The 23,627-nt window shown below is 60.0% G+C and carries 22 protein-coding genes and 1 riboswitch; of the genes, 13 read left to right on the top strand and 9 right to left on the bottom strand.

Going from position 1 to position 23,627, the window contains the following annotated elements; translation table 11 throughout:
* The first annotated feature begins 1 nt into the window (after window position 1).
* Window positions 2-646, top strand: coding sequence for a gamma-glutamyl-gamma-aminobutyrate hydrolase family protein (locus tag ACFOZ5_RS08795; RefSeq protein WP_379886669.1), 645 nt, complete (start codon window positions 2-4; stop codon window positions 644-646).
* A complete protein-coding gene (locus tag ACFOZ5_RS08790) occupies window positions 634-1,419 on the top strand; it encodes a phosphocholine cytidylyltransferase family protein (RefSeq protein ID WP_379886668.1) in 786 nt (261 codons plus the stop codon). Before ACFOZ5_RS08795 ends, ACFOZ5_RS08790 begins: the two co-directional genes overlap by 13 nt.
* An 18-nt stretch (window positions 1,420-1,437) precedes the next feature.
* Here the strand turns inward: ACFOZ5_RS08790 and ACFOZ5_RS08785 are convergent, their stop codons facing one another.
* The 5 genes from ACFOZ5_RS08785 to lpxL form a co-directional block, all read right to left on the bottom strand.
* Window positions 1,438-2,367, bottom strand: coding sequence for a sulfotransferase (locus ACFOZ5_RS08785; RefSeq protein WP_379886667.1), 930 nt, complete (start codon window positions 2,365-2,367; stop codon window positions 1,438-1,440).
* A complete protein-coding gene (locus tag ACFOZ5_RS08780) occupies window positions 2,364-3,551 on the bottom strand; it encodes a glycosyltransferase (protein ID WP_379886666.1) in 1,188 nt (395 codons plus the stop codon). The genes ACFOZ5_RS08785 and ACFOZ5_RS08780 overlap by 4 nt, the downstream gene beginning before the upstream one ends.
* Window positions 3,544-4,392: a glycosyltransferase family 2 protein gene (locus tag ACFOZ5_RS08775; protein WP_379886665.1), complete on the bottom strand. Its 849-nt coding sequence runs from the start codon at window positions 4,390-4,392 to the stop codon at window positions 3,544-3,546. The genes ACFOZ5_RS08780 and ACFOZ5_RS08775 overlap by 8 nt, the downstream gene beginning before the upstream one ends.
* Before the next feature lie 88 nt (window positions 4,393-4,480).
* Window positions 4,481-5,392 carry a lysophospholipid acyltransferase family protein gene (locus ACFOZ5_RS08770; protein ID WP_379886664.1) on the bottom strand — a complete coding sequence of 304 codons (912 nt, stop codon included), beginning with the start codon at window positions 5,390-5,392 and terminating at the stop codon, window positions 4,481-4,483.
* A gap of 96 nt (window positions 5,393-5,488) precedes the next feature.
* Window positions 5,489-6,469 carry an LpxL/LpxP family Kdo(2)-lipid IV(A) lauroyl/palmitoleoyl acyltransferase gene (gene lpxL, locus ACFOZ5_RS08765; protein ID WP_379886663.1) on the bottom strand — a complete coding sequence of 327 codons (981 nt, stop codon included), beginning with the start codon at window positions 6,467-6,469 and terminating at the stop codon, window positions 5,489-5,491.
* A gap of 145 nt (window positions 6,470-6,614) precedes the next feature.
* Here lpxL and waaA point away from each other — a divergent pair, with 145 nt between their 5' ends.
* A complete protein-coding gene (gene waaA / locus ACFOZ5_RS08760; protein ID WP_379886662.1) occupies window positions 6,615-7,886 on the top strand; it encodes a lipid IV(A) 3-deoxy-D-manno-octulosonic acid transferase in 1,272 nt (423 codons plus the stop codon).
* A gap of 18 nt (window positions 7,887-7,904) precedes the next feature.
* On the opposite strand, the gene ACFOZ5_RS08755 is transcribed toward waaA, so the two are convergent.
* Window positions 7,905-9,290: a TolC family outer membrane protein gene (locus ACFOZ5_RS08755; RefSeq protein ID WP_379886661.1), complete on the bottom strand. Its 1,386-nt coding sequence runs from the start codon at window positions 9,288-9,290 to the stop codon at window positions 7,905-7,907.
* Window positions 9,291-9,768: 478 nt separating this feature from the next.
* A riboswitch (TPP riboswitch) is annotated at window positions 9,769-9,883 on the top strand.
* Window positions 9,884-9,989: 106 nt separating this feature from the next.
* Between ACFOZ5_RS08755 and thiC the strand changes: the two genes are divergently transcribed.
* The 7 genes from thiC to ACFOZ5_RS08720 all read left to right on the top strand — a co-directional run bounded on the left by thiC (window position 9,990) and on the right by ACFOZ5_RS08720 (window position 16,533).
* On the top strand, window positions 9,990-11,867 hold the full coding sequence (gene thiC / locus ACFOZ5_RS08750; RefSeq protein WP_379886660.1) for a phosphomethylpyrimidine synthase ThiC: 1,878 nt from the start codon (window positions 9,990-9,992) through the stop codon (window positions 11,865-11,867).
* 261 nt (window positions 11,868-12,128) lie between these two features.
* Window positions 12,129-12,764: an ADP-ribose diphosphatase gene (gene nudF, locus ACFOZ5_RS08745; RefSeq protein ID WP_379886659.1), complete on the top strand. Its 636-nt coding sequence runs from the start codon at window positions 12,129-12,131 to the stop codon at window positions 12,762-12,764.
* Window positions 12,761-13,249, top strand: coding sequence for a DUF1249 domain-containing protein (locus ACFOZ5_RS08740; RefSeq protein WP_379886658.1), 489 nt, complete (start codon window positions 12,761-12,763; stop codon window positions 13,247-13,249). The genes nudF and ACFOZ5_RS08740 overlap by 4 nt, the downstream gene beginning before the upstream one ends.
* Window positions 13,250-13,409: 160 nt before the next feature.
* The gene (cpdA, locus tag ACFOZ5_RS08735) at window positions 13,410-14,216 is read left to right on the top strand and encodes a 3',5'-cyclic-AMP phosphodiesterase (protein WP_379886657.1); all 807 of its coding nucleotides are present in this window, start codon (window positions 13,410-13,412) and stop codon (window positions 14,214-14,216) included.
* Window positions 14,217-14,297: 81 nt separating this feature from the next.
* Window positions 14,298-14,900: a YqiA/YcfP family alpha/beta fold hydrolase gene (locus ACFOZ5_RS08730; RefSeq protein ID WP_379886656.1), complete on the top strand. Its 603-nt coding sequence runs from the start codon at window positions 14,298-14,300 to the stop codon at window positions 14,898-14,900.
* A 34-nt stretch (window positions 14,901-14,934) separates the two neighbouring features.
* A complete protein-coding gene (gcvH, locus tag ACFOZ5_RS08725) occupies window positions 14,935-15,324 on the top strand; it encodes a glycine cleavage system protein GcvH (protein ID WP_379886655.1) in 390 nt (129 codons plus the stop codon).
* A 12-nt stretch (window positions 15,325-15,336) separates the two neighbouring features.
* Window positions 15,337-16,533 (top strand): class I SAM-dependent rRNA methyltransferase, encoded by a 1,197-nt coding sequence (locus tag ACFOZ5_RS08720; protein WP_379886654.1) that lies wholly within the window; start codon window positions 15,337-15,339, stop codon window positions 16,531-16,533.
* Between the two features lie 189 nt (window positions 16,534-16,722).
* Here the strand turns inward: ACFOZ5_RS08720 and ACFOZ5_RS08715 are convergent, their stop codons facing one another.
* Window positions 16,723-17,379 (bottom strand): histidinol-phosphatase, encoded by a 657-nt coding sequence (locus ACFOZ5_RS08715; protein WP_379886653.1) that lies wholly within the window; start codon window positions 17,377-17,379, stop codon window positions 16,723-16,725.
* A gap of 199 nt (window positions 17,380-17,578) precedes the next feature.
* On the opposite strand from ACFOZ5_RS08715, the gene ACFOZ5_RS08710 reads away from it, so the two are divergent.
* From ACFOZ5_RS08710 to ACFOZ5_RS08700, 3 genes are all read left to right on the top strand, one after another.
* Window positions 17,579-18,109 (top strand): RNA pyrophosphohydrolase, encoded by a 531-nt coding sequence (locus ACFOZ5_RS08710; RefSeq protein ID WP_379886652.1) that lies wholly within the window; start codon window positions 17,579-17,581, stop codon window positions 18,107-18,109.
* 16 nt (window positions 18,110-18,125) lie between these two features.
* Complete coding sequence (gene ptsP, locus ACFOZ5_RS08705; RefSeq protein WP_379886651.1) at window positions 18,126-20,435, top strand: phosphoenolpyruvate--protein phosphotransferase; 2,310 nt, start codon at window positions 18,126-18,128, stop codon at window positions 20,433-20,435.
* Between the two features lie 162 nt (window positions 20,436-20,597).
* The gene (locus ACFOZ5_RS08700) at window positions 20,598-21,830 is read left to right on the top strand and encodes a patatin-like phospholipase family protein (protein WP_379886650.1); all 1,233 of its coding nucleotides are present in this window, start codon (window positions 20,598-20,600) and stop codon (window positions 21,828-21,830) included.
* Window positions 21,831-21,845: 15 nt separating this feature from the next.
* Here the strand turns inward: ACFOZ5_RS08700 and ACFOZ5_RS08695 are convergent, their stop codons facing one another.
* Both ACFOZ5_RS08695 and hslU read right to left on the bottom strand, forming a co-directional pair.
* Complete coding sequence (locus ACFOZ5_RS08695; RefSeq protein WP_379886649.1) at window positions 21,846-22,220, bottom strand: gamma-butyrobetaine hydroxylase-like domain-containing protein; 375 nt, start codon at window positions 22,218-22,220, stop codon at window positions 21,846-21,848.
* A gap of 68 nt (window positions 22,221-22,288) precedes the next feature.
* Window positions 22,289-23,617: an ATP-dependent protease ATPase subunit HslU gene (hslU, locus tag ACFOZ5_RS08690; protein ID WP_379886648.1), complete on the bottom strand. Its 1,329-nt coding sequence runs from the start codon at window positions 23,615-23,617 to the stop codon at window positions 22,289-22,291.
* Window positions 23,618-23,627: the final 10 nt, after the last annotated feature.

The following is a 23,627-nucleotide window of genomic DNA, read 5'->3' as shown; positions in this document are numbered from 1 at the left end:
TATGCGTATCGGAGTCACTCAGCGCGTGGAAGTGGTCGAATCCTATGGTGAACGCCGGGACTGCCTGGATCAGCAATGGGCGGTGTTTCTTGAGGGACTTGGGCTGAGCGCCGTGCCCGTCCCCAATGGCCTTGCCCGGCCTGATGCCTGGATGGATGCCCTGGGAATTTCGGGTTTACTGTTGACCGGGGGTAATGATCTGTCCTCATTACCGGACGCGGGTAAACCTGCGCCGGAGCGGGATCAGACGGAAGCGGCTTTGCTCTCAGTGGCGAAAGAGCGGGGGATGCCGGTCATTGGCGTCTGCCGGGGCATGCAAATGATTAATCACTGGCTGGGAGGGCAACTGGTGCCGGTGGAAGGTCACACGGCGGTCAGGCACGACCTTAAGTTGCTGCCGGGCGCTGTGGATTTTATCGACTTCCGGGACGTAAACAGCTTCCATGACTGGGGTATTCACCCGGATGGCCTGGCCAGTGGATTGACGGCCCGGTGTGAGGCCCCGGATGGCACGATAGAGGCCTATACCCATGACACCCTGCCATGGATTGGTATCATGTGGCACCCGGAGCGCGAAACACCATTCACCGGCCCGGACCAGCAACTATTCCTGCAGGTATTCAGAGAGCCTTTATGCAGACACTGATCCTCGCGGCGGGGCAGGGAACCCGACTGCGCCCCTATACCAACGACCGGCCCAAGTGCATGGTGCCCCTGGCCGGTAAACCATTGCTCCACCATCAGATGTCCGCCATGGCCGCCTGTGGTGTTCGTGAGGGTATTACCGTGATCGGCGGTTACCGCTCGGACGACCTGGATACCTTGCAGGCCGGCCTGGTGCTCAACCCCCGGTACGATGCCACCAATATGGTGCTGACCCTGTTCTGCGCCCGGGACCGGATGGTTGACGGGGAAGATCTGCTGATCAGCTACGGGGATATCGTCTACGAACCCAGGGTGCTTCAGGCGGTGCTCGACTGTGATGCGCCGGTTTGCCTGGCCGCGGACCGGGAGTGGAAACGGCTCTGGCAATTGCGCATGGACGAGCCCCTGGACGATGCGGAAACCTTCCGCATGGACGCTCAGGGCTATGTCACGGAACTGGGGCGCAAGCCTGGCAGCTATGATGAGGTCCAAGCCCAGTACATGGGACTGATCAGGATCCGCGGCGACCATGTGGCGCGGTTCAAGGCGTTCTTCGACGAACTGGACCGGTCCGCGACCTATGACGGCAAGGACTTCGACAACATGTACATGACCAGCCTGGTGCAGAGCCTGATCGACGCCGGTTGGCCGGTGAAGGCCTGCCTGGTGGATAACGGCTGGCTTGAAGTGGATACGGCGGATGAGCTGGAGTCTTACGAGGCCATGGCGACGTCCGGGGAGATTGACGCCTACTGCAAGCTGCCGCAGGCCTGACGGTATTGCTCCCGACCGCTAACCCGGCAGACTCGCTCGCAGTTCGCGAAGCCGGTCCACCAGGGGTCGGTAACCGCTCAGGGTCTTCTGGATAGCCTCAGTCTGGCCGATACCAATATTGCGGGCAGACTCATGGGCCTTGAACGGTGCCCCTTCCAGTTGCTTCTGGTCCAGGCCCAGGAACTGGCATATCCGGGACGCCTGCCGATCGTGATCCTGCACAAAGGCCTCGAAGTTCACGCTCAGCAGTCGGCCTTCCGGCAGTAGCTGATGGAGTTCCGCCAGGGCCTCGTACTTGTTGGCGATGCCCTTGAGAACATAGGCGACGTCGTCGGTTTCGCTGTCGTCGAAGGCGGGATCCGACTTGCGCTTGCCGATCTTGCCTTGCCGCACCACTTCCGCAAACTGATCTTCCGGGTTCCGGTGGACCACAATCAGCCGGTAAGGCTCGAACACACCCGGCCAGGTATGTTCGTGCTTACCCACCCAGATAGGCTGGTTCCAGACCACGGCCTTTCGGTTGCCTGCAATGTTCTGTCCCACCGCCCGTAGCCATTGATTCCAGATTGTGGCGTCCCCTGGCTGGCCGGAGCGCACCAGTTGCTGGCGGTACTGTTTCAGGTAATTCAGCTTCAGTTGATGATGGAACACCTGATCCTTCAGGGGCAGGCCGTTGGGGGCGGCCGCGCGCCGTTGTTTCCACCAGGCTGCAGGGAGCTTGCCCAGAGCTGTCTCCAGCCAGGTCCGGCGCGCCAGGTTGAGGGCCTGGTCCACGGTATCTGATTCCAGCATGGTGCCAAGCCGTCCCTGGCGCTTGAAATCGGTAAACTCGCCCTTGGGCACCCAGCACTCGGGGTGACCCTTCAGGTAATCCACCACCGCACCGGACCCGGACCAGTAGATGCCGGCAACCAGAATGTTCAGGGGTGTGGGGACAGGTTGATTCATGGGGCTGCAACTTCAGGTTCTGACAGGAATGCTTCGGTCACCACATCGCTACGGAATGGCGCCAGCCATTCCTCCTGAACCGGTATCGGCAGCCGCGCCACCGTGGATTCCAGGCCCGCCGCCAGTCCATCCACGGTTGATGGTGTCAGAAACTGTTCCAGTTCGCCACGGAATACAAAACGGACCCCGCCACGGCTGTCGGTGGACAGGATCGGCGTACCACAGGCCATCGCCTCGGTCAGCACAATACCGAGCCCCTCATACTCCGACGCCAGCACAAACAGGTCGGCCCGTTCCATCCATGGGTAGGGGTTGCGACGCTTGCCGGCGAACATCACTCGCTCGGCAATGCCCAGATCTCTGGTTTTCTGTTCCAGTTCCTGGTGCAGGGGCCCTTCACCGACGATCACCAACCGGTGTGGGACATTGGCCTTCGCGAAGGCTTCCAGCAGCAGCGCATGGCCCTTCTGGGGCACCAGCCGGGCGACGTTCACGATATAGGGTGATTCCGGGATATCCGGGTCGTGCTCTTGTGCCAGGGCCTGAATCTGCTCGACAGGGCAGGGGTTGGTAATGACCCGCAGACTTTTCGGGTTGATGTTCCCCCTGGCGAAAGCCTGCTCGGCTGACTCCTGCACGCCGGACGAAACGCAGGCCAGGTGGCGACCTTCAAATACCAGCTTCCACTCCCAGCGCTTCTGCCACAGGGGGCGGTCGTAGTGAATGACGTTCTCCAGCACGTAGATGCAGCGGTCATCCCGGAACGACCAGAAGTATTTGAAGGTACCCAGGCCGCGAAAGATGATGCGGTCGAAGCGCCCATGCTGACGCTCCAGTTTGCGGATATGACGCCTGAGCAGCCAGCCCTGCAGCCAGCCCACCCACATGAAGTGGGACCGGGGCAGGATTACGCCCAGAAGAAGTCGTGACAGAAGGAACACCGGGATACCCACTACCGACTTCATCAACTGCTGCAGCTGGTCCCAGTGATGCAGGGTAACCCGGCTGTCAGCCGGTTGCAGGTCGTTGGGCTGGTTGCGGCAACTGAGCAGATGGCTGTCGTGGCCCTGTTCGGCAAAGGCATCGGCCAGATTAACAGCCACACGCTCCATGCCGCCCAACTTCAGGCTATGGATGACGACGAGGGTTCTCATGGGCTGATTGGCAGTTTGCTTTTCAGGCATCGGGGCGGGACTTCTCGATTCCGTTTTCGGCCCTGAAGGTGCGGTTCTCCTTCACGGCCTTGCGAATAGCCCGGTTTTTCTCCCAGATCTCCGGTTTTGAATAACCCCGGGCGTGGTCCAGGTGCAGGCACACGGTGCTGTAGCGGATCTGCTTTGACTTGTGGCCGTAGTTCCAGAGGCGTTCGCCCAGCTCCCGGTCCAGGCCGCCATACTGCATGTCCTCGTTGAAGCCGTTCACGGCGATCAGGTCCCGGGTCCAGGTGGAGCTGTTCATGCCATTCCAGCTGGCTGCGGCCGGGGTCGCGGCGTTGAGCAGCTTGCGAAAGCCCTTTGAAGGGGAGAGCTTCCAGAGCTTGTGATTTTTCGGCTGGCCGTGCTTTACCAGCCACTGCGGGTCGAATATCACGCCGCCGCGGATGTCGTCATCGGTGATGCTTTCCGACACCGCCATGGTGAGCTTGATATAGCCGCCGGACAGGAAGTGTCCTGGCTCGGCCAGCCGGCGGTGGGTGGCAATAAAATCCGGCTCCGGAATGCAGTCACCGTCGGTAAAGATCAGGTAGTCGCAGTCCGTCTCGCGGATAGCCTTGTTCAGGATCTGGCATTTTCGGAAGCCGTCATCCTCGTGCCACACGTGGTCGATGATGAGTCTGCCGCGCTCACGGAAGCCGTCGATCAGTTGCCGGGTCTCGTCGGTGGATCCGTCGTCGGCCACGATCACCCGGAAGTCATTGTCCGACTGGTTCTCATACCCGGTCAGCACCTTGCCAAGCCAGATCGGAGAATTGTAGGTGGTGATGACCACGCCAATCGCCTTGGGAGCTTCGTTTTTTGCAGGCATAAATCGCGAACAGGCTCAGAAATGTGAATCAGTTGAAGATTATACATGGTCGGACCTCGGGCTGCCCGTCAGGGATATCGCGGAGACCTTATTTGCACCGTTTGGCGGGATTGTAGGGGTTGATCTCCCCGGGTGTGCGGTGGCGAAAGCGTTTGTATTCCCACTGGTACTGCTCGGGAATCTCCCGCACGCACTTCTCCACCGACTGGTTGAGGGCGGTTACAGCCGTGACCGGGTCTTTGTGGTCGATGTCCGGTTCGGTCGGACGGATAACGATGCGGAAGCCCTCGCCATCCTTGAGTCGTTCGGCAAAGGCGGTACACGAAACAGCACCGGACTTGGCAATCAGCTTGGGCGCAAGGGTCATGGTACGTACGTCGATGCCGAAGAAGGGGCCGTAGGCGTAACCGCTTTTCTTGTCGGGGCTCTGATCCGGCAGGATGCCGGCGATGCCTCCCCCCTTGAGAATGCCGACCATACGGGCGAGGCCCCGGCGGTCGCCCCTGACCAGGGTGGAACCGGCCCGCTCGCGAACCCGGATCATGTAGTCCTCGAACTCCGGCAAATGAGGGGGGCTATAGAGAGCAGCCATCTGGTAGCGGGAGGAAAAGTAGACCCCTACCAATTCCCAGTTTCCCAGGTGCGGGGCCAGCAGGACGACGCCCTTGCCCGATGCCAGGGCCTCATCGATCAGTTCCAGGCCTTCCACCTCCCGGATCAGGCCCAGGCATTTCTCCACCGGCCACTCCCACATCAGTGGGATCTCCGCAAAGGTCTGGCCGGTATGCCGAAGGCTCGAGCGGATCAGGCGCTTGCGCTGGCCCTCCGGCATCTCAGGGAAGCACAGGTGGATATTGGCCGTGGTCACTGCTTTCGAACGGGAAGGAAACCACCAGCTCAGGGTGCCAAGAATCCGGCCGATGCGCTGGGCCATGCGGAGGGACAGTTTGCCGGAGATCCGAAGCGCGAGCACGGCGAGCGAAGTCTTGGTGAGCGCCATAGAAACGGGGTTTCCTGTTGCAAGAGCGGGCTGAAGGGAAGCTATCACCAAAGGTGCAGGTGGGCAAGCGGGGCCGGCTGCCGGCCCCTGTACGATTCAGTCGCGGCGTTTGCTCCTGCGCCGGCGTTTGCCCTGCTTACCATAGAGATCCGGGTCGTCCGGGTCTGGCCGGGTCTTGAAACGCCGGTGCATCCACAGATACTGGTCGGGATGGCGGCGGATTTCCTGCTCGATGGTCCTGTTTACGCGGGTGGCATCGGCCAGCTCGTCGCCACTGGGGAAGTCTTCCAGAGCAGGGTGAAAGTAGATGTCGTAGCCCGGACGGTCCTCCCGGCGGAAGTGGCTGAAGGGCATGACCGCACAACCGCTGCGTTCGGCAATGCGGGAGGTGGCGGTAATGGTACCGGTGGGAATGTCGAAGAAGGGCGCGAATACGATGCCCTTGCGGCCATAGTCCTGGTCGGTGGCGTACCAGACCGCGCGGTTCATCCTGAGCCGCTTGAGCAGCCCGCGCAGGTCCTTGGCGTCAAGCACGGCGCCATATCGGCTTTCCCTGGACCGGGTCATGACGGCATTCATCAGCGGGTTGTTGTGGTCCCGTTGCATGACGTCGGCATTCATTTCTTCCGTGGCCAGGCTGCCGCCCATTTCCAGGGTGCTGTAGTGGCCACCTACCAGCAGTACACCCTTGCCACCCTCCAGGGCCCTGTTGAGGTGGTCCAGGCCGTGTACGGTGGTGATGTCCGAAAGGTCTGCCATCTTCCGGAACCAGCCAAGGCCGATCTCCATCATGCCAATGCCGTTGGCCCGGAATGACTTGCGCACCAGTGCCCGTTGTTCGTCCGGTGACAGGTCGGGAAAACACAGGCCGATATTGACCTCAGTAATGTGACGTCTTCGTGGTAGCAGTCGCCAGGCCAGCTCTCCGGTCAGCCTGCCGATTGCCCATTGCCAGCGAAGGGGCAGGTGGGCAATCAGCCACATGATGCCGAGCCCCAGCCAGGTGGGCCACCAGCGGGGGTGCAGGTAGTGGCTGTAGTTCAGGTCCCGTGTCTTTTTGCGATGCTCACGCTTCACTTTGCCGCTGTTTCCGTAAGAGTGTTGAAAGGAATCAAGGCTGAAGTTTACAGGGCTTGTCCGGTACTGTCAGTGCCGCGATCGATCGGTGGCACTATCCATGCTATTCGCTAGAATGGCCGTGCCACCTGATCACGGAGCCCTCATGCTGCACCTTATCTACTCGCTATGTTACCGGCTGTCCCTGCCGTTCGCGTTATTGTACCTCTGGTGGCAGACCCGTCGTAGCGGCGGCGACAGCCAGGGCTGGCGGCAGCGCCTGGGCCTGGTGGCCCCCACACCGCAGCCGGTTATCTGGGTCCATGCGGTCTCGGTGGGCGAGACCATCGCCGCAGCCCCGCTGGTGAAGGCGTTGCTGGAGCGCCGCCCGGACGTGCCTGTGCTGATGACCGCGATGACGGCTACCGGTGCGGCCCAGGCCCGGACCCTGTTCGGTGACCGTGTACTTTATGCCTATTCGCCGTTCGACACACCCGGGTCGGTGCGCCGGTTCCTGCGGCGGGTCAGGCCACGGGCTCTGGTTATTATGGAAACCGAACTCTGGCCAAACATGATTGTCGAGACCAGCCGCAGACATTGCCCGATCTTCCTTATTAATGCCCGCCTCTCAGAGCGGTCCGCGCGGGGGTACCAGCGTATCGGTAGCTGGACGCGCACGTTGCTGGGCCGCCTGGACTGGATCGCGGCCCAGGCTGAAGATGACGCTGCCCGGTTCCGGGAAGTCGGGGCTGATGGTAATGATGTCACCGTGACGGGCAGCATCAAGTTTGATGTGGCGATTACAGACGAGGTTCGCCAGCGAGCTTCGGTATTGCGCGACTGCTTCGGACAGCGGCCGGTGTGGATTGCCGCCAGTACCCACGAAGGCGAAGACGAGCAACTGCTGGCGGCCCATATGAGGGTACTGGAGCAGTTGCCGGAAGCCTTGCTTTTGCTGGTGCCAAGGCATCCGGACCGGTTCGATACCGTTGCGACACTAACGCAAAGACGGGGGCTTTCCTGTGTTCGTCGCGCGTCAGGGCAACCGGTGGGAGACGCCCAGGTATACCTCGGTGACACCATGGGGGAATTGCTGGTGATGTATGGTGCGGCAGATGTTGCGTTTGTCGGTGGTTCATTGATCGAAAGGGGTGGGCACAATCCCCTTGAGCCGGCGGCCTGGGGCATCCCGGTGGTGACGGGGCCTCACGTATTCAATTTTGAAACGGTCTATGACCAGCTGGAAGCTGGGCTGGGGCTAGTTCGTGTGGGTAATGAACGGGACCTGGCAGAGCAGGTGATCCGGCTGTTGGCCACTCCGGATCAGGCCCGCGAGACGGGTAGCTATGCCCTGGCGGTTGTCGAAGCCAACCGGGGGGCTCTGAACCGCGTGGTCAGCGGCATCCTCACCCGGCTGGGGCCGGCTGAGGATGTCTGACAAAAGTACCCAGGGACACTAGCGGGCAGGATTGTCCAGGGTTTCATCTTCGGTGGCCAGGGCCTCGATGCCCGGTGCTGTCGCACTGAGCCACTTGTTCAGTTCGACAATGTCCTGGGGGCTCAGAGTGCCCGCGGACTGCTTCAGGCGCAGGGAGTTGATCACATAGTCATAGCGCGCGTTGGCGTAGTCCCTGAGCGAAACATAGTAGGCCCGCTCCGCATCCAGCACTTCAACAATGTTGCGGGTGCCCACGTCGTATCCGGCACGGGTGGCATCCAGGGCGCTGCGGCGGGAAACGATGGTCTGCTCCAGAGCCGAGGCGGTCTCGATGTTGGTGTTGACTGTTCTGAACACGCTGCGGGTGTTTACCCGCACATCCCGCCGGGTGGTGGACAGGTTATTGTCGCGTACGTCAACGGTTGAGCGCTGTTGCCGTACGCCCGCCTGGATGCCGCCGCCTGCGTAAAGGGGAACATTGAGGCTGACGCCGATGACGCCTTCGGTGGTGGTGCCGTCCTGCTGGCCACTGAATCCGCTGGGGGTACTGGTCTCTGCATTGTCGAGCCGTTGGCGACCGATGGATGCATTCAGTTCAACCGTGGGGTAGTGACCCGCCTTGGCTTCTTTCAGGTTGGCCTTGCTGGCCTCCAGTTCGCGAATGGCGGTCTGGATCTGCCAGTTCTGTTCCAGGGCCTTTGTTTCCCACGCCTGCGGATTCATGGGCTCGGGGCGCATCAGGGGAAAGTCCTGTTCCAGGTTTTCCAGGTCTCCGGGATACTCACCGGTCAGGCGCGATAACCTTTCCCGTGCGATGTCCAGGTCGCTCTCTGCAGCGATGCGGCGGCTGGTGCTGTCGTCGAAGCTGGCCCGGGCCTCGTAGACTTCGGTAATGGCGATCAGGCCGACGTCGAAACGCTCCTGCGCCTGTTCATACTGTCGCTTGATGGCGTTTTCTGTGGCCCGGGCGGTAGTGAGGTTGTCCGCTGCCCGCAGCACATTGAAGTAGGCTTCGGCCACATCAAGGATCAGCTGCTGCTGTGCCAGGTTGTACTCGGCCCTTGCCGCTTCGGTCCGCAGTTTGGAGGCGTCGTAGGCAAACCATGCATCGGCCTGAAACAGCGGCTGGGTAAGCTGAACGCCGTAACTGAAACTCTTGTAGGAGTTATCCTGACTGGGGCCATCAATATCGTAATGGTTAGCGTTTCCATAGGCGCCGATCTGCGGCAGGAGTGCGCTTCGGGTTACGTCTGAGCTGGCTTCCTGGGCTTCCAGGGACGCCCTGGCGGCCGCGATGCCGGAATCATAGGAAAGCGCCTGTTCATAGCTCTCCACCAGATCCATGGCCAGTGCGGCCTGTGCCGATAAAAGACCAATCAGGCCGCATAGCAGTTGCTTTTTCATGTCTTCTCCCAAAGTGTCGCCCCATCTGCCCTGACAGGGCCGGCGATTCAGTGTGTTCATGGTGTCCCGTCTGGGTAATTCGTTAACCTACTGCGTGGCGCTGAGGCTTCTGGCCAAGGCGCCAGTCCGAAGGTGTGGTGGTTCCACATCAAGGGCTGGCAACACCGGCCAGAAGCCTCAGCGTCACGCCCTTCGGGAGCCACTGAGGGCTTTGATAGCCGCGTTGCGTTGACTCGATTTGGAACCACCAAACCTTCGTCAACGTGCCTTGCTCTCAAAGCCCTCAGTGGCTCAGTAGGTCAACGAATTACCCAGACGGGACACTCGCTTATTAATCAGAACGGTGGGTCATTATGGACAATAAACCAACGGATCTCTAGACTTGGAGCGCGCACGGTTTTCAAGTGTGCCTCAAAGATCTATCGGGTTGCCCGACTGTTTCAGATTGGCAGCCGGAAAGCTTGTAGATTCCAATAATCGCGTCTTGACGGGGTGCTGGTTTAACCCAATAGGTTAACCGGCTGAGATTGCAGTGCAGAACCCGCTAACCTGATCCGGCTAACACCGGCGTAGGGATCCAGGACAGCTCTGATCAGCCAGTAGTCTGAGCCTTTTATTTTACAGGTTCATTTTGGCTGTCTTGCAGCACCAGCGTCATACGCGGCCCGTGTCACAGGATGAACAAAAAGGGTCCGCACCATGTCCACTATTCCAACGTTTCTCAGTGAATCCGCCCGTGTTGACGGGGCGGCCATCCAGCCATTGCCCGCTTCCCGCAAAATCTACGTTCAGGGCTCCCGCCCGGACCTGAAGGTTCCCATGCGGGAAGTGGCACTCACCGATACCCCCACCGATATGGGGGGCGAGAAAAATCCACCGGTTGTCCTCTACGACACGTCCGGCCCGTATACTGATCCACAGGCGACCATTGACCTGCGCAAGGGCCTGGAGCCGGTCCGTGCGAGCTGGATCGCCGAGCGTGACGATACCGAGCAGCTGGCCGATTATTCTTCGGAGTTCACCCGCCGTCGAATGAAAGATCCGCAACTGGACCATCTGAGGTTCCTGGATGAACGCAAACCGTTGCGGGCGAGGCCGGGTCGCAATGTTTCCCAGATGCACTATGCCAGGCAGGGGATCATTACTCCGGAGATGGAGTACATCGCCATCCGCGAGAACATGAAGCTGGAGGAAGCCCGGGCTAATGGCCTGGCGGACCAGCAACATCCGGGGCAATCCTTTGGGGCGAACCTGCCGAAGGAGATCACGCCGGAATTCGTTCGCGACGAGGTGGCGAAGGGGCGCGCCATCATTCCCGCCAATATCAATCACCCGGAAACCGAGCCGATGATCATCGGCCGCAACTTCCTGGTGAAGATCAACGGCAACATCGGCAACTCCGCCGTCAGTTCGTCCATCGAGGAAGAGGTGGAAAAGCTGACCTGGGGTATCCGCTGGGGTTCCGACACGGTGATGGACCTGTCCACCGGCAAGAACATCCACGAAACCCGGGAGTGGATCATCCGCAACTCGCCAGTTCCCATCGGAACCGTGCCCATCTATCAGGCCCTGGAAAAGGTGGGTGGTGTTGCCGAGGATCTGACCTGGGAAATTTTCCGGGACACTCTGATCGAACAGGCCGAGCAGGGCGTGGACTATTTCACCATCCATGCCGGGGTAAGGCTGCACCATGTGCCCCTGACCGCCAACCGGGTGACCGGGATTGTCTCGCGGGGCGGGTCGATCATGGCCAAGTGGTGCCTGGCCCATCACCAGGAGAGCTTCCTGTACGAGCACTTCGAGGATATCTGCGAGATCATGAAGGCCTACGATGTGGCTTTCAGTCTCGGGGATGGTCTGCGTCCCGGTTCCATTGCCGATGCTAATGATGCCGCGCAGTTCGGTGAGCTTGAAACCCTGGGTGAGTTGACCAAGATTGCGTGGAAACACGACGTCCAGTGCATGATCGAGGGGCCGGGCCATGTGCCTATGCATCTGATCAAGGAAAACATGGACAAGCAGCTTGAGTGCTGTGACGAGGCACCTTTCTATACCCTGGGGCCGCTGACCACGGATATCGCGCCGGGCTATGATCACATCACATCCGGCATCGGGGCGGCGATGATTGGCTGGTTCGGTTGCGCCATGCTCTGTTACGTAACGCCCAAGGAGCATCTGGGGTTGCCCAATAAGAACGATGTGAAAACCGGCATCATTACCTACAAGATTGCTGCCCATGCGGCGGATCTGGCAAAGGGTCACCCTGGCGCGCAGATCCGGGACAATGCGCTGTCAAAGGCCCGGTTCGAGTTTCGTTGGGAAGATCAGTTCAACCTCGGCCTGGATCCGGATACGGCCCGTACTTTTCACGATGAGACTTTGCCCAAGGAATCGGCCAAGGTTGCCCACTTCTGCTCCATGTGCGGCCCGAAATTCTGCTCCATGCAGATTTCCCAGGAAGTTCGGGACTATGCCAAAGAGCATGGCCTGGACGACGTGGAGGCGGTGGATGCCGGCATGAAAGAGAAAGCCGAGGAGTTTGTGGCTTCCGGGGCGAAGATCTATGACCGTGTCTAGCTTCCTTCAGGTCTGATGATTTTGGGGGTTGGCCGACAGGTCGATAACGTTTTTCGGGACACGCCGTGGATCCGTCCCTGGCCGATTTTTGCTCCTGCAAAATCGGCCAGGGATGTATTCACGGCGTGTCTGGGAAGATCCCCTCGCCCCCGACTCTCTTGCACCACAGCCGACAAACTACAAACCCTGACTTGCAAAGCAGCAGACCATCCGGCTATCGTTCTCCATCACGCTCATTTACTCATCAAGCCCGGAATCACCATGACCGAGAAGACGCCAGAACCCTTCCAGTTCAAGGCCAGCGACGTGGATATCCGCAGCCGGGAAACGGTTTTCCAGGGCTTTTTCCGCATGGATAAAGTCCGGCTGACCCATCCGCGGTTTGACGGCTCCATCATGCCGGAATTTACCCGCGAACTGTTTGTTCGCGGCGACGCCACCTGTGTGCTGCCTTACGATCCCGCCCGGGACGAAGTTGTGCTGCTGGAACAATTCCGCATGGGAGCCATCGGGCGGGACCAGTCGCCCTGGTTGCTGGAACTGGTGGCCGGTATGAACGAAGCCGGTGAAAGCCCGGAAGACGTTGCCCACCGCGAAGCGGAGGAAGAAGCCGGGCTGACTTTTGATCGTCTCGAGAAGATCTGTGAATACCTGGTGTCCCCGGGTGGTACTACTGAAATGGTTTACCTCTATGTGGGGCAGGTGGGTACCGCAAATGCCGGCGGGCTGTTCGGGCTGGACCATGAGCACGAGGATATCCGGGCACATGTATTCAGTGCTGACGAAGCCTTCAACATGATCCGCGATGGTCGCATCAACAATGCCGCCGCCATCATGGCCATACAGTGGCTGCAGCTGAACCGTGATCGCCTGCGGGATGAATGGAACCGCCTATGAGTGCCGCCACCCTCCGCAGGCACCGTTATGTGCCGGACCTGCAGCGTCTTGGCGCATTATGTGAAGGCAACTACCAGCGTTTGCGTCGCCTGCGTAACCTGGAAACCAACGACACCGATGTGCTTCAGTTCGACCTGCACCGGGAATCCCACTACCTGGGTCGGGTCAGTATTTCCGTTCTGCAGCAGACCCGCTATACCGAAACCCTTCTGCTCGAACAGGTGCACAATAGCGGCCGCTGGCTCAATAACCCCGAGCTGACGGTAAGGGTTTACCACGATGCCAGTATGGCGGAAGTGATCAGCTTCTACGGTAACCGACAGATTGCTGCCGTTAACGATTACCCCAACCGTTTTATGCATCACCCGGATGAGAAAGTGCAGCTGAACGGCTTCGTGGCTGACTGGCTCGACTACTGCCTGAGGTTCGGTCACGTTATTCCTGAGTGTAGCCAGTGGCATCATTCCGACGGTGTTGAAGGTTAGTGATGTCATCTGTCGCGTAAACTATTGTAAAAGGTGTGCCTCGATACCATCCGACTTGTGACTGATGTTTAAGTTGTTTGCGTAGAATCCGTCTAGTATCTAGACCATTGGTGGATGGATGAATAACGCAATGCCCGCAAAAGATCACAGGTCACCCGTAATGGTCAGCCCAGCCAATGGCCGGGCAGCCCGGGTATTACAGATTACCGACCCGCACCTGATGGCTGATACGGCCGGCTCCCTGCTGGGAGTGCGTACCCGCGACAGCCTGGAGGCCGTGGTGCAGTGTGCGCGGAACCAGTACGGTAATCCGGACCTGCTGCTGGCGACGGGTGACCTGGCCCAGGATGCGTCCGAGACCGCGTACCATGAGTTTGCCAGGCAGGTTTCCGTGTTTGGCTGCCAGGGAAGCTGGGTGGCCGGCAATCACGATGACAGCGAATTGTTGACTGAGATTGCCCAGCATTACCGGGCCGCTGGCAGGCACATGCTGGTCGGGCAGTGGCAGGTGATCATGCTGGACTCCGCGGTCAAGGGCCAGGTGCATGGTTACCTGGACCCCGGGGAGCTGGCTTTTCTGGAGGAAGCACTGGCAGCCCATCCCGAGCGTCCGGCGCTGGTCAGCCTCCACCACCATCCGATTGAACTCGAAACCGAGTGGATGAATCCCATTGGCCTTACCAACCGGGAGGAGTTCTGGCGCATCATCGACCGCTCCGAGAACGTCCGTGGTGTGCTCTGGGGGCATATTCACCAGGACCTGGATCTCTACCGGGGCGATGTTCGCCTGCTGGCGACGCCCTCCACCTGTATCCAGTTCGAGGCCGGGTCCACGGAATTTTCGGTGGAGCGCCAGGCACCGGGGTTCCGCTGGCTGGACCTCGGCAGCGATGGCTCCATCGACACCGGCGTTGTTCGTGCCAAGGATTTCCAGTACGACCTGGATACTGACAGCAGCGGCTACTGAGGTTGTCTGTTTTATGCGTTGTGGCGGGGGCAGCCTTTAAACTGTATGGCTTCCCTTGAAGCAATCCATCAGGTGTAACCCATGACATCTTCCGCAACCGGCCCCGTGCTGGTGTATCTCCATGGCTTCAACAGCTCCCCGAAATCCCGGAAGGTCTCCGAGCTTCGTGCCCTGTTGCCGAAGCTCGCGCCCGGCGTGGAGTTGGTTGTGCCCGAGCTGGGCTTTGACCCTGAGCTGGCCCTGAAGCGTGCCGGCGAGGCCGTCGCCAGCGCCGGCAGTCGACCCGTCGGCGTGATTGGCAGTTCCATGGGTGGGTTCTTTGCGTCTGTGCTGTCCGCCCGTTTGAATGTCAGGGCCGCATTGATCAATCCGGCCGCCTGGCCCCATCGTCTGCTGCAGGATCATCTGGGGCCCCAGCACAACCCCTATACCGGGGAAGACTATAACTTGACGCCGGCCCATACCTCGATGCTTGAGGCCATGGAACCCGGTGATGCGGTCGATCCGGGAAACCTGTTTATTCTGGTTCAGACAGAGGATGAAACACTGGATTACCGGGAGGTTCTGGCGAAGCATCCCGGAGCAATGACCTGGATACAACCGGGGGGTGATCATCGTTTCCAGCGGTTCGAACGGGTGGTGCCGGCCATTCTGGCGTTCCTGTTCCGGTGCAGTTTCCGGTAAACTGCGGCAAATTCTCCAGCCATGGATAATCGATATGAGTGAAATACCCGCCGACCTCAAATACATCGAGACCCATCAGTGGGTGCGTGTGTCCGACGACGGCACGGCAACCGTTGGCATCACCGATTTTGCCCAGGAGCAGCTTGGTGACGTGGTCTACATCGGTCTGCCGGAAGTCGGTGACACAGTCACTGGCGGCGAAGAGGCCGGTGTGGCCGAGTCGGTCAAGTCCGCCTCCGATGTGTTCAGCCCGGTCACAGGTGAAGTCATCGAAATCAACGAAGCATTGGAGGACGAACCCGAAAAGGTCAACGAGGATCCCTATGGCGAGGGTTGGTTGTACCGGGTCAGGCTGGCCGACAAGGGAGAACTCGAAGGCCTGATGGACTCAGCCGGCTATGGTGACCTGCTTGCCGATGCATAAGGTTGGTGCCTGATGGATTTCCCCATACTCTACCTGCGCAAGGGGGCCGAACGGCGTCTCCGGGCCGGGCATCTCTGGGTGTACAGCAACGAGGTGGATACCCGCCGCTCGCCGCTGACTGATTTCGAGGCCGGTGCCCAGGCCCAGCTGCGGGCTTCCAATGACAAGCCTCTGGGCACGCTGTTTGTAAACCCTCATGCCCTGATATGCGGACGGCTGATCAGCCGTAACCCGAACAGTGGCATGACGCCGAAGCGCCTCACCGAGCGTCTGGAGGTCGCGCTGACTTTGCGTGACAGGGTGTTCCCCGACCCCTGGTACCGCTGGGTATACGGTGATGGCGATGGGCTTTCAGGCCTGGTGATCGACCGGTTTGACGACGTGGTTGTGGTACAGATTTCAAGTGCGGGCATGGAGTCCATGAAGGACTCGATTGTGCGGGGCATCCAGCGTCTGGTCCATCCCAGGGCCATCATCCTGAAGAATGACGGCAAGATGCGCTCGGTGGAAGGCTTGTCTTCCTATGTTGAGCAGGTGGATGGTGAGCCGGTGGAAACCCTGCAGGTGCGGGAGAACGGTGTGCGCTTTGAGGTGCCGCTGTCCGGCGGACAGAAAACCGGCTGGTTCTACGATCACCGCATGAACCGGGCGAGGCTGCAGCAGTATAGTGCGGGTTGCCGTGTGCTGGATGTGTTCAGCTATGCCGGAGGCTGGGGGTTGCAGGCTGCCGCGGGTGGCGCGGCGTCAGTGACTTGTGTGGACAGCTCGCGTCAGGCCCTGGAGGGGGTTCACCACAATGCGGCCCTGAACGGTTTCGGCAACGTGGACACCCTGGAGGGAGATGCCTTCAATGTGCTCAAAGGTCTGTGCGACGACAGGCAGAAGTTCGATATTGTGGTGCTGGATCCGCCCGCGCTGATACCCCGCCGTCGTGACCAGAAGGCTGGTGAGCAGGCCTACGCCCGCCTGAATCAGCTGGCGCTCCGGTTGCTGGAGCGTGACGGGTTGCTTGTGTCCGCCTCCTGCTCCATGCACCTGTCCCGGGACAAGCTGGTGGACATCATCCGTGGCAGCGCGCGCAAAGTGGACCGTTTCGTGCAGCTTCTGGAGCAGGGCTACCAGGGGCCGGATCATCCCATGGTGCCGGGCATCCCGGAGACTGACTATCTCAAGGCATGTTTTGTGCGGTCGCTGACGGAGTTTCTGTAAAACTCCTCGCTATCCGCTGGCGGCGTTATCTCCGAAGCTGATGTCTACCATTCCCTCTCCCTTGATGGGAGAGGGCCAGGGTGAGGGTGAAAGGCGGCCAAACTCGGGAGCTGCCTGCTCCACCCTCACCCCAACCCCTCTCCCGTCAAGGGAGAGGGGCTTATCAGGTCCGGGACTTGGGCGCTCGCTTCAATCCCTCAATGACATTACCGGCCAACCCTGCTCCCTCGCGTACTTCTCGAGAGTCGGATCCGGATCCACTGCCACCGGGTTGTCCACCAGTCTCAGCAGCGGCAGGTCATTATGGCTGTCACTGTAGAACCAGGCGCCTTCCAGGGTGGCATCATTGTCTTTTAGCCATTGTCGCAGTCTTAGTACCTTGCCGTCCTGGAAGCTGGGCACGCCGGTGATATCCCCTGTGTAGCGGCCGTCCAGGAACTCCGGTTCGGTGGCAATCAGGTGTTCTATGCCCAGGGCCTCGGCAATCGGGCCGGTTACGAAGCGGTTGGTGGCCGTAATGATCATCAGGGTGTGGCCCTGGTTGCGGTGAGTGGCCAGTAACCGATCCGCCTTCTTCTGGTAAAGCGGTTTGATGCGGCTGTCCATAAAGGCCTGACGCCAGACGGCCACCTCTTCCGGGTCCCTGCCTGCAATGGCGGACAGGGCGAAACGCTGGTAGCGCTGGATATCCAGCTCGCCGTTCAGGTAATCCTGATAGAACTGGTCGTTCTGCTGGCGGTGGGTCTGCGCGTCCACCAGTTCCGCGTCCACCAGGAATTCGCCCCAGGCGTGGTCACTGTCGCCCGCCAGCAGGGTGTTGTCCAGGTCAAATATGGCCAGGGTCAAGGGTGGTCTCCTTAAAACAGTGCTTTGATAACCGATTCTAACACGCTGAAAAGAATGCCGGCTTCGTTTGCCGAGCGGTAGGCTTTCTGTAAGAATGGAGTCAATCTGGAATAAAAGTCCCTGAACACAGGGCGCCGGGATTCTGCACCCTGATGATACCGCAGATCCCGTGTTAACAACTTTGAGACAGGACTGTGCCGTGATTGATTCAGACGGTTTCAGACCCAACGTCGGAATCATTCTGGCCAACCACAAGGGCGAAGTGCTTTGGGCGAGGAGAATCGGGCAGGACTCCTGGCAATTTCCACAGGGTGGCATCAAGCATAACGAGTCACCGGAACAGGCCCTCTACCGGGAGCTGGCTGAGGAGATCGGCCTTGGTGCAGCGGATGTGGAAATCATCAGTTGCACCCGGGGCTGGCTGCGTTATCGCTTGCCGCGACGTATGGTGAGGCAGAACTCCCGCCCCGTGTGCGTTGGCCAGAAACAGAAATGGTTCCTTCTGAGGATGCTTTCTCCGGACGCATCCGTGCGGGTAGATCATACGGATTCGCCGGAGTTTGATGGCTGGCAATGGGTCAGCTATTGGTACCCCCTGGGGCAGGTGGTGTCATTCAAGCGGGAGGTGTATCGCCGGGCCCTGAGGGAGCTGGCCCCCCGGCTGTTCAGCATCGTAGACCAGTGGCAGCGTGCCGAAGAAGCACTGCGCCAGCAGGATCAACAACAATGACGGATTGACACCCCCTATGCTCGGTATCTTGCGAAGTATTGTTCAGGAAGTGAATGGCGCCCGCGATCTGCAGGAGTCGCTGGACATTATCGTTTCCCGGGTACAGGCAGCCATGAACACCGAGGTGTGCTCCGTCTACCTGCTGGATCCTGCCTCCAACCGCTATATCCTCATGGCCACTGAAGGTCTCCACAAAAAGGCTGTGGGCAAGGTCAGCCTGGCACACTCGGAGGGCCTCGTAGGGTTGGTGGGTTCCCGGGAAGAGCCCATTAATCTGGAGGACGCCCCTTCCCATCCCCGCTATCGCTATTTTCCGGAAACCGGTGAAGAGCGCTTCCGCTCATTCCTGGGCGTGCCAATCATTCACCATCGCCGGGTGCTGGGCGTTCTGGTTGTGCAGCAGCGGGAAGCGTCCCGGAACTTTGACGAGGGCGAAGAAGCCTTCCTGGTTACCGTATCCGCGCAGCTGGCCGGTGTGATCGCCCACAGTGAGGCCACTGGCGCCATCAGCGGCTTGTCCCTTACCGGGGAGGAAGCCCGTGATGTGTCGTTTAACGGTGTACCCGGGGCTCCGGGTGTGGCCATTGGGCGTGGCGTGGTGGTTTACCCACCAGCGGATCTGGATGCCGTGCCGGAGAAGGCGACCGACAACCCCGAGGGTGAGCTGGCCGCCTTCCAGGAGGCGGTGAAGGCTGTTCAGGAGGATATCCAGAAGGTATCCGAGCGGCTGTCGGACAAGCTGCGTCCGGAAGAGCAGGCCCTCTTTGACGTCTACCTGAGGATGCTGGGGGATAATGCCCTGCCGGGGGAAGTGGTCAATCGAATTCGCAACGACGGCCTGTGGGCTCAGGGGGCCCTGAAGCAGGTCGTCAACCAGTATGTGCGTCACTTCGAGATGATGGATGATCATTACCTGAGGGAGCGGGCAGTGGATATCCGCGACCTGGGCCGGCGCATACTGTCCCATCTCCAGGAAGGTGACACCAGACAGGTGGACTACCCGGAAGGAACGGTGCTGGTCAGTGAGGAGCTGACGCCCGCCATGCTGGGGGAAGTGCCCCGTGGTCGTTTGGTGGGCCTGGTGTCCGTCCGTGGCTCCAGCAACTCTCACGTGGCCATTCTTGCCAGGGCGATGGGGGTGCCTACGGTGATGGGCCTGGTGGACATCCCGGTGAACCAGCTCGATGGCAAGGAGCTGATCGTTGACGGCTTCGAGGGTCAGATTTTTGCTTCACCGTCAGCGGAATTACGCCACTTCTATGAGGAAATCTGCGAGGAAGAAGACGAACTGTTCCGTGGGCTGGAGGCCCTGCGGGACAAGCCGTGCATCACCACCGACGGGCATCGGGTTTCGCTGCTGGTCAATACCGGCCTGATGACCGATGTGGTCCGCTCCCTGAGCCACGGTGCAGAAGGCATTGGTCTGTACCGGACTGAAGTGCCGTTCATGATCAAGGAACGTTTCCCCTCCGAGCATGAACAGCGGCAGTACTACCGGGAGCAGCTGGAAGCCTTTGCCCCCAATCCGGTCACCATGCGTACTCTGGACATTGGTGGTGACAAGGCGCTGAGCTACTTTCCGATCAACGAGGAAAACCCGTTCCTGGGCTGGCGCGGTATCCGCATCAGTCTGGATCACCCGGAGATCTTCCTGGTTCAGGTGCGGGCCATGCTCAAGGCCAGCGAGGGCTTCAACAACCTGCAGATCATGCTGCCGATGATCAGCAACGTTTCCGAGGTGGAGGAGTCGCTGCACCTGATTTACCGGGTGTACCATGAAGTGCGGGAAGAGGGCTACCAGATCCACATGCCCCGGGTGGGAGTGATGATCGAGGTGCCGGCGGCGGTCTATCAGGTTCGGGAGCTGGCGGAACGGGTGGACTTCCTGTCCGTGGGGTCAAACGACCTGACCCAGTACCTGCTGGCAGTGGATCGCAACAATCCCCGGGTTGCCCAGCTTTACCATTCCTACCATCCGGCCGTCCTCCAGGCACTGGTGCGTATTGCCCAGGACGCCCACTCCGTGGGCAAGCCGGTGACCATCTGCGGTGAACTGGCCGGTGACCCCGGCGGCGCCCTGCTTCTGATGGCCATGGGGTACGATGCCCTGTCCATGAACGCTGCCAGTCTGCCCAAGGTCAAGTCGGTGATCCGCAGCATCAGCCGTGAATGGGCAGCGCAACTTCTGGAAGACGTGCTGCTGCTGGATTCCCCCCACGTGATCAAGAGCTGTGTCGACCTGGCCTTGCGTGGTGCCGGGTTTGCCCGTTACCTGAGGCCAAGCCGTTCCTCGGTGCCTGTTCCAACTTATGAGAGTGCCCGGTAACGCCGTAGGTGGCGTCTGTCATCCTTTTGCCAGAAATTGAGGTGAGTATTCTAATTCCGGCTGGTAATTTGGATATCCGGGTATGACACCTGGGCAGCAGTTACCCCCGGTCGACTGAGTGTTTGGTGTCAAGGCCCATTGACCGTATCGGGAGCGAGTACCATGACCACGGAACCAACCCAGCTCAGACCCACACCCCGAATTGGCCTGGCGCTGGGTGGTGGCGGACCACTCGGCGGCATCTATGAAATTGGCGCGTTGCGGGCGTTGGATGAGGCTCTGGATGGCCTGGATTTTAATGACCTTGACGTATACGTTGGGGTAAATGCCGGTGGCTTTGTGGCCGCCAACCTCGCCAACCAGCTGACCACCGCCCAGCTTTGCCGGATCTTTGTGCGGCACGAGTCGGAAGTGCATCCTTTTCACCCGGAAGTCTTCTACCGGCCGGCGGTGAGGGAACTGGGCCGGCGTCTGCGAGCCGTGCCGGGGCTGCTGTCCAGCGCTGTCACCCGTTTTCTGCGCAACCCCCATGACCAGAGTTTTCTGGAGGCCATGACCATCCTGGCCCAGGCCGCACCGGCTGGGCTGTTCGACAACTCGGCTCTGGAAGAGTACCTGGCCCGGGCTTTCACCACGTCCGGGCGTACCAATGATTTTCGCAAGCTGCGACGCAGGCTGTTCGTGATTGCTGCCGACGTGGAAACCACAGAGTCGGTCTGCTTCGGAGAGGAAGGGCTGGACCACATCCCGGTATCCCGGGCTATTCAGGCCAGTATGGCGTCACCGGGGCTGTATATACCGGTGCAGGTAGAGGGGCGTTATTGTGTGGACGGCACGTTACGCAAGGGGCTGCATGCGTCCGTGGCTTTGGATCATGGTGCGGATCTGGTATTGGCAATCAATCCGCAGGTTCCTATTGATGCCCGTGCCGCCGAAGCAGCGGGAACCATGGCAGCGGACGAGCTCACGGGGGCAGGTATGCCTAACTTGTTGTCTCAGATGTATCGCACAATGGTGCACTCTCGCATCCAGAAAGGGCTTGCCCAATACGACCGGGACTATCCTGGCCGCGAGGTGATACTGTTTGAGCCGACGAGGGATGATGCCGTGCTGTTTTTCTCCAGTGTTTTCAGTTTCCGGTCGCGACGACAGGTGTGCGAACACGCCTACCAGATGACCCGAAGAGATTTGCTGCGAAGGGCAGACCAGCTCGAGCCGGTGCTGGCCAGGCACGGTATCAGGCTGAACCGGAAGGTACTGGAAGATAGCGAGCGTACCATCAGTACAGCCCTTTACGGGGAAACCCTGCCTCTCTACGTGGCAAAGAAACGGAAGCGGAAACAGAAAAAAGGCGTGCTGGGTAGTGTCAGTCAGGTGCTTGGCAAGGCTCAGTAGCCATTGCCCGTGATTTCAATGATGGGTCTGGGGGCCTGATTCCCGCTTTCCCCCTTCCTGTGCCAGGCGGTCCAGATAGCTCTGCCAGTAGCGTTCCTGATTCTCACCCAGATCCCACAGGTAGTCCCAGCTGTACAGGCCGGAATCGTGGCCGTCGCTGAAGGTCAGTTTCAGGGCGTAGTTGCCCACCATTTCGGCGCCCGTGACCAGTACCTCTTTCTTGCCGGTTTGCAGGGTGCCAGGTCCGGCTCCGTGGCCCCGTACCTCTGCCGAGGGGGAGTATACCCGCAGCAACTCAAAGGGGAGTTCCCAGCAGCTGCCATCAGCATAGTCCAGCCGCAGGAGCTGGCTTTGCCGCCGGATGCGAATGTCGGTAGGGCGATGGCTCATGGTTATTGTCCTGATCGGGGCAGGGGCCGTATTGCCGGCCCCTGCCACGGGATGGCTGGATCGGGCAGCTACAGGATATAGCGGCTGAGGTCTTCGTCTTCGGACAGATCGCCGAGTTTCTCATCCACGTACTCTGCCGTTACCTCGAACTCGTTGGTCACTTTGTCGCCGGCATCAAAGGAAAGGCTTTCCAGTAGCCGCTCCATTACGGTATGCAGGCGGCGGGCGCCGATGTTCTCCGTGGTTTCGTTGACCTTCCAGGCGACTTCGGCCAGCCGTTCGATGGCATCGTCAGTGAAGGTGAGATTGACACCTTCCGTGCCCAGAAGAGCCTCGTACTGTTGCACCAGCGACGCGTCCGGCTCGGTCAGGATACGGCGGAAATCTTCCGGTGACAGCGCCTGCAGTTCCACCCGGATGGGCAGTCGCCCCTGCAGCTCCGGAATCAGGTCCGATGGCTTGGACAGGTGGAAGGCGCCGGAGGCGATAAACAGGATGTGGTCGGTGCGCACCGAGCCGTACTTGGTGCTGACGGTGCTGCCTTCAATCAGTGGCAGAAGGTCCCGTTGTACCCCTTCCCGGGAAACGTCTGCGGAGGTGTTCTCGGAGCGTTTGGCCACCTTGTCGATCTCATCCACGAAAACAATGCCGTTCTGCTCGACGGACTCGATGGCCTTCTGCTTGATCTCTTCCTCGTTGACCAGCTTGGCCGCCTCCTCGTCCTTTACCTGCTTCATGGCGTCTGCCACTTTCATCTTGCGGGTCTTGCTGCGGTCCTGGGACAGGTTGGAGAACATGTTCTGGAGTTGGCTGGTCATTTCCTCCATGCCTGGCGGCGCCATGATTTCAACGCCAGCGGCGGAGTTGCGCAAGTCGATCTCGATTTCCTTATCATCCAGCTGACCTTCCCGCAGCTTCTTGCGGAAAAGCTGGCGGGTGGAGGAGTCTTCCTTTGGCTGGCTGTCTTCCTGGAAGTTACGCGGTGGTGGCAGCAGGGCGTCGAGAATGCGCTCCTCGGCCGCGTCCAGGGCCCGATTCTCGTGCCGCTTCATTTCCTTTTCCCGCAGCATCTTGATGGCCATATCCGCCAGGTCACGGATAATGGACTCCACATCACGGCCGACGTAGCCCACCTCGGTAAACTTGGTGGCCTCCACCTTGAGGAAGGGGGCATCGGCCAGCTTGGCGAGGCGACGGGCAATTTCCGTCTTGCCCACGCCGGTGGGGCCGATCATCAGGATGTTCTTGGGGGTGATTTCGTCCCGCAGGGTGCTGTCGAGCTGCATGCGACGCCAGCGATTGCGCAGGGCAATGGCGACAGCGCGCTTGGCTTCATCCTGGCCAACGATGTGTTTGTTCAGCTCGTGGACAATCTCGCGGGGAGTCATTGCAGACATGGTAGCTCCG

Origin of the sequence: Marinobacter lacisalsi (assembly GCF_042651045.1) — a bacterium.
Taxonomy (GTDB): domain Bacteria; phylum Pseudomonadota; class Gammaproteobacteria; order Pseudomonadales; family Oleiphilaceae; genus Marinobacter; species Marinobacter lacisalsi.
This window is presented reverse-complemented; position numbering and strand designations above follow the sequence as displayed.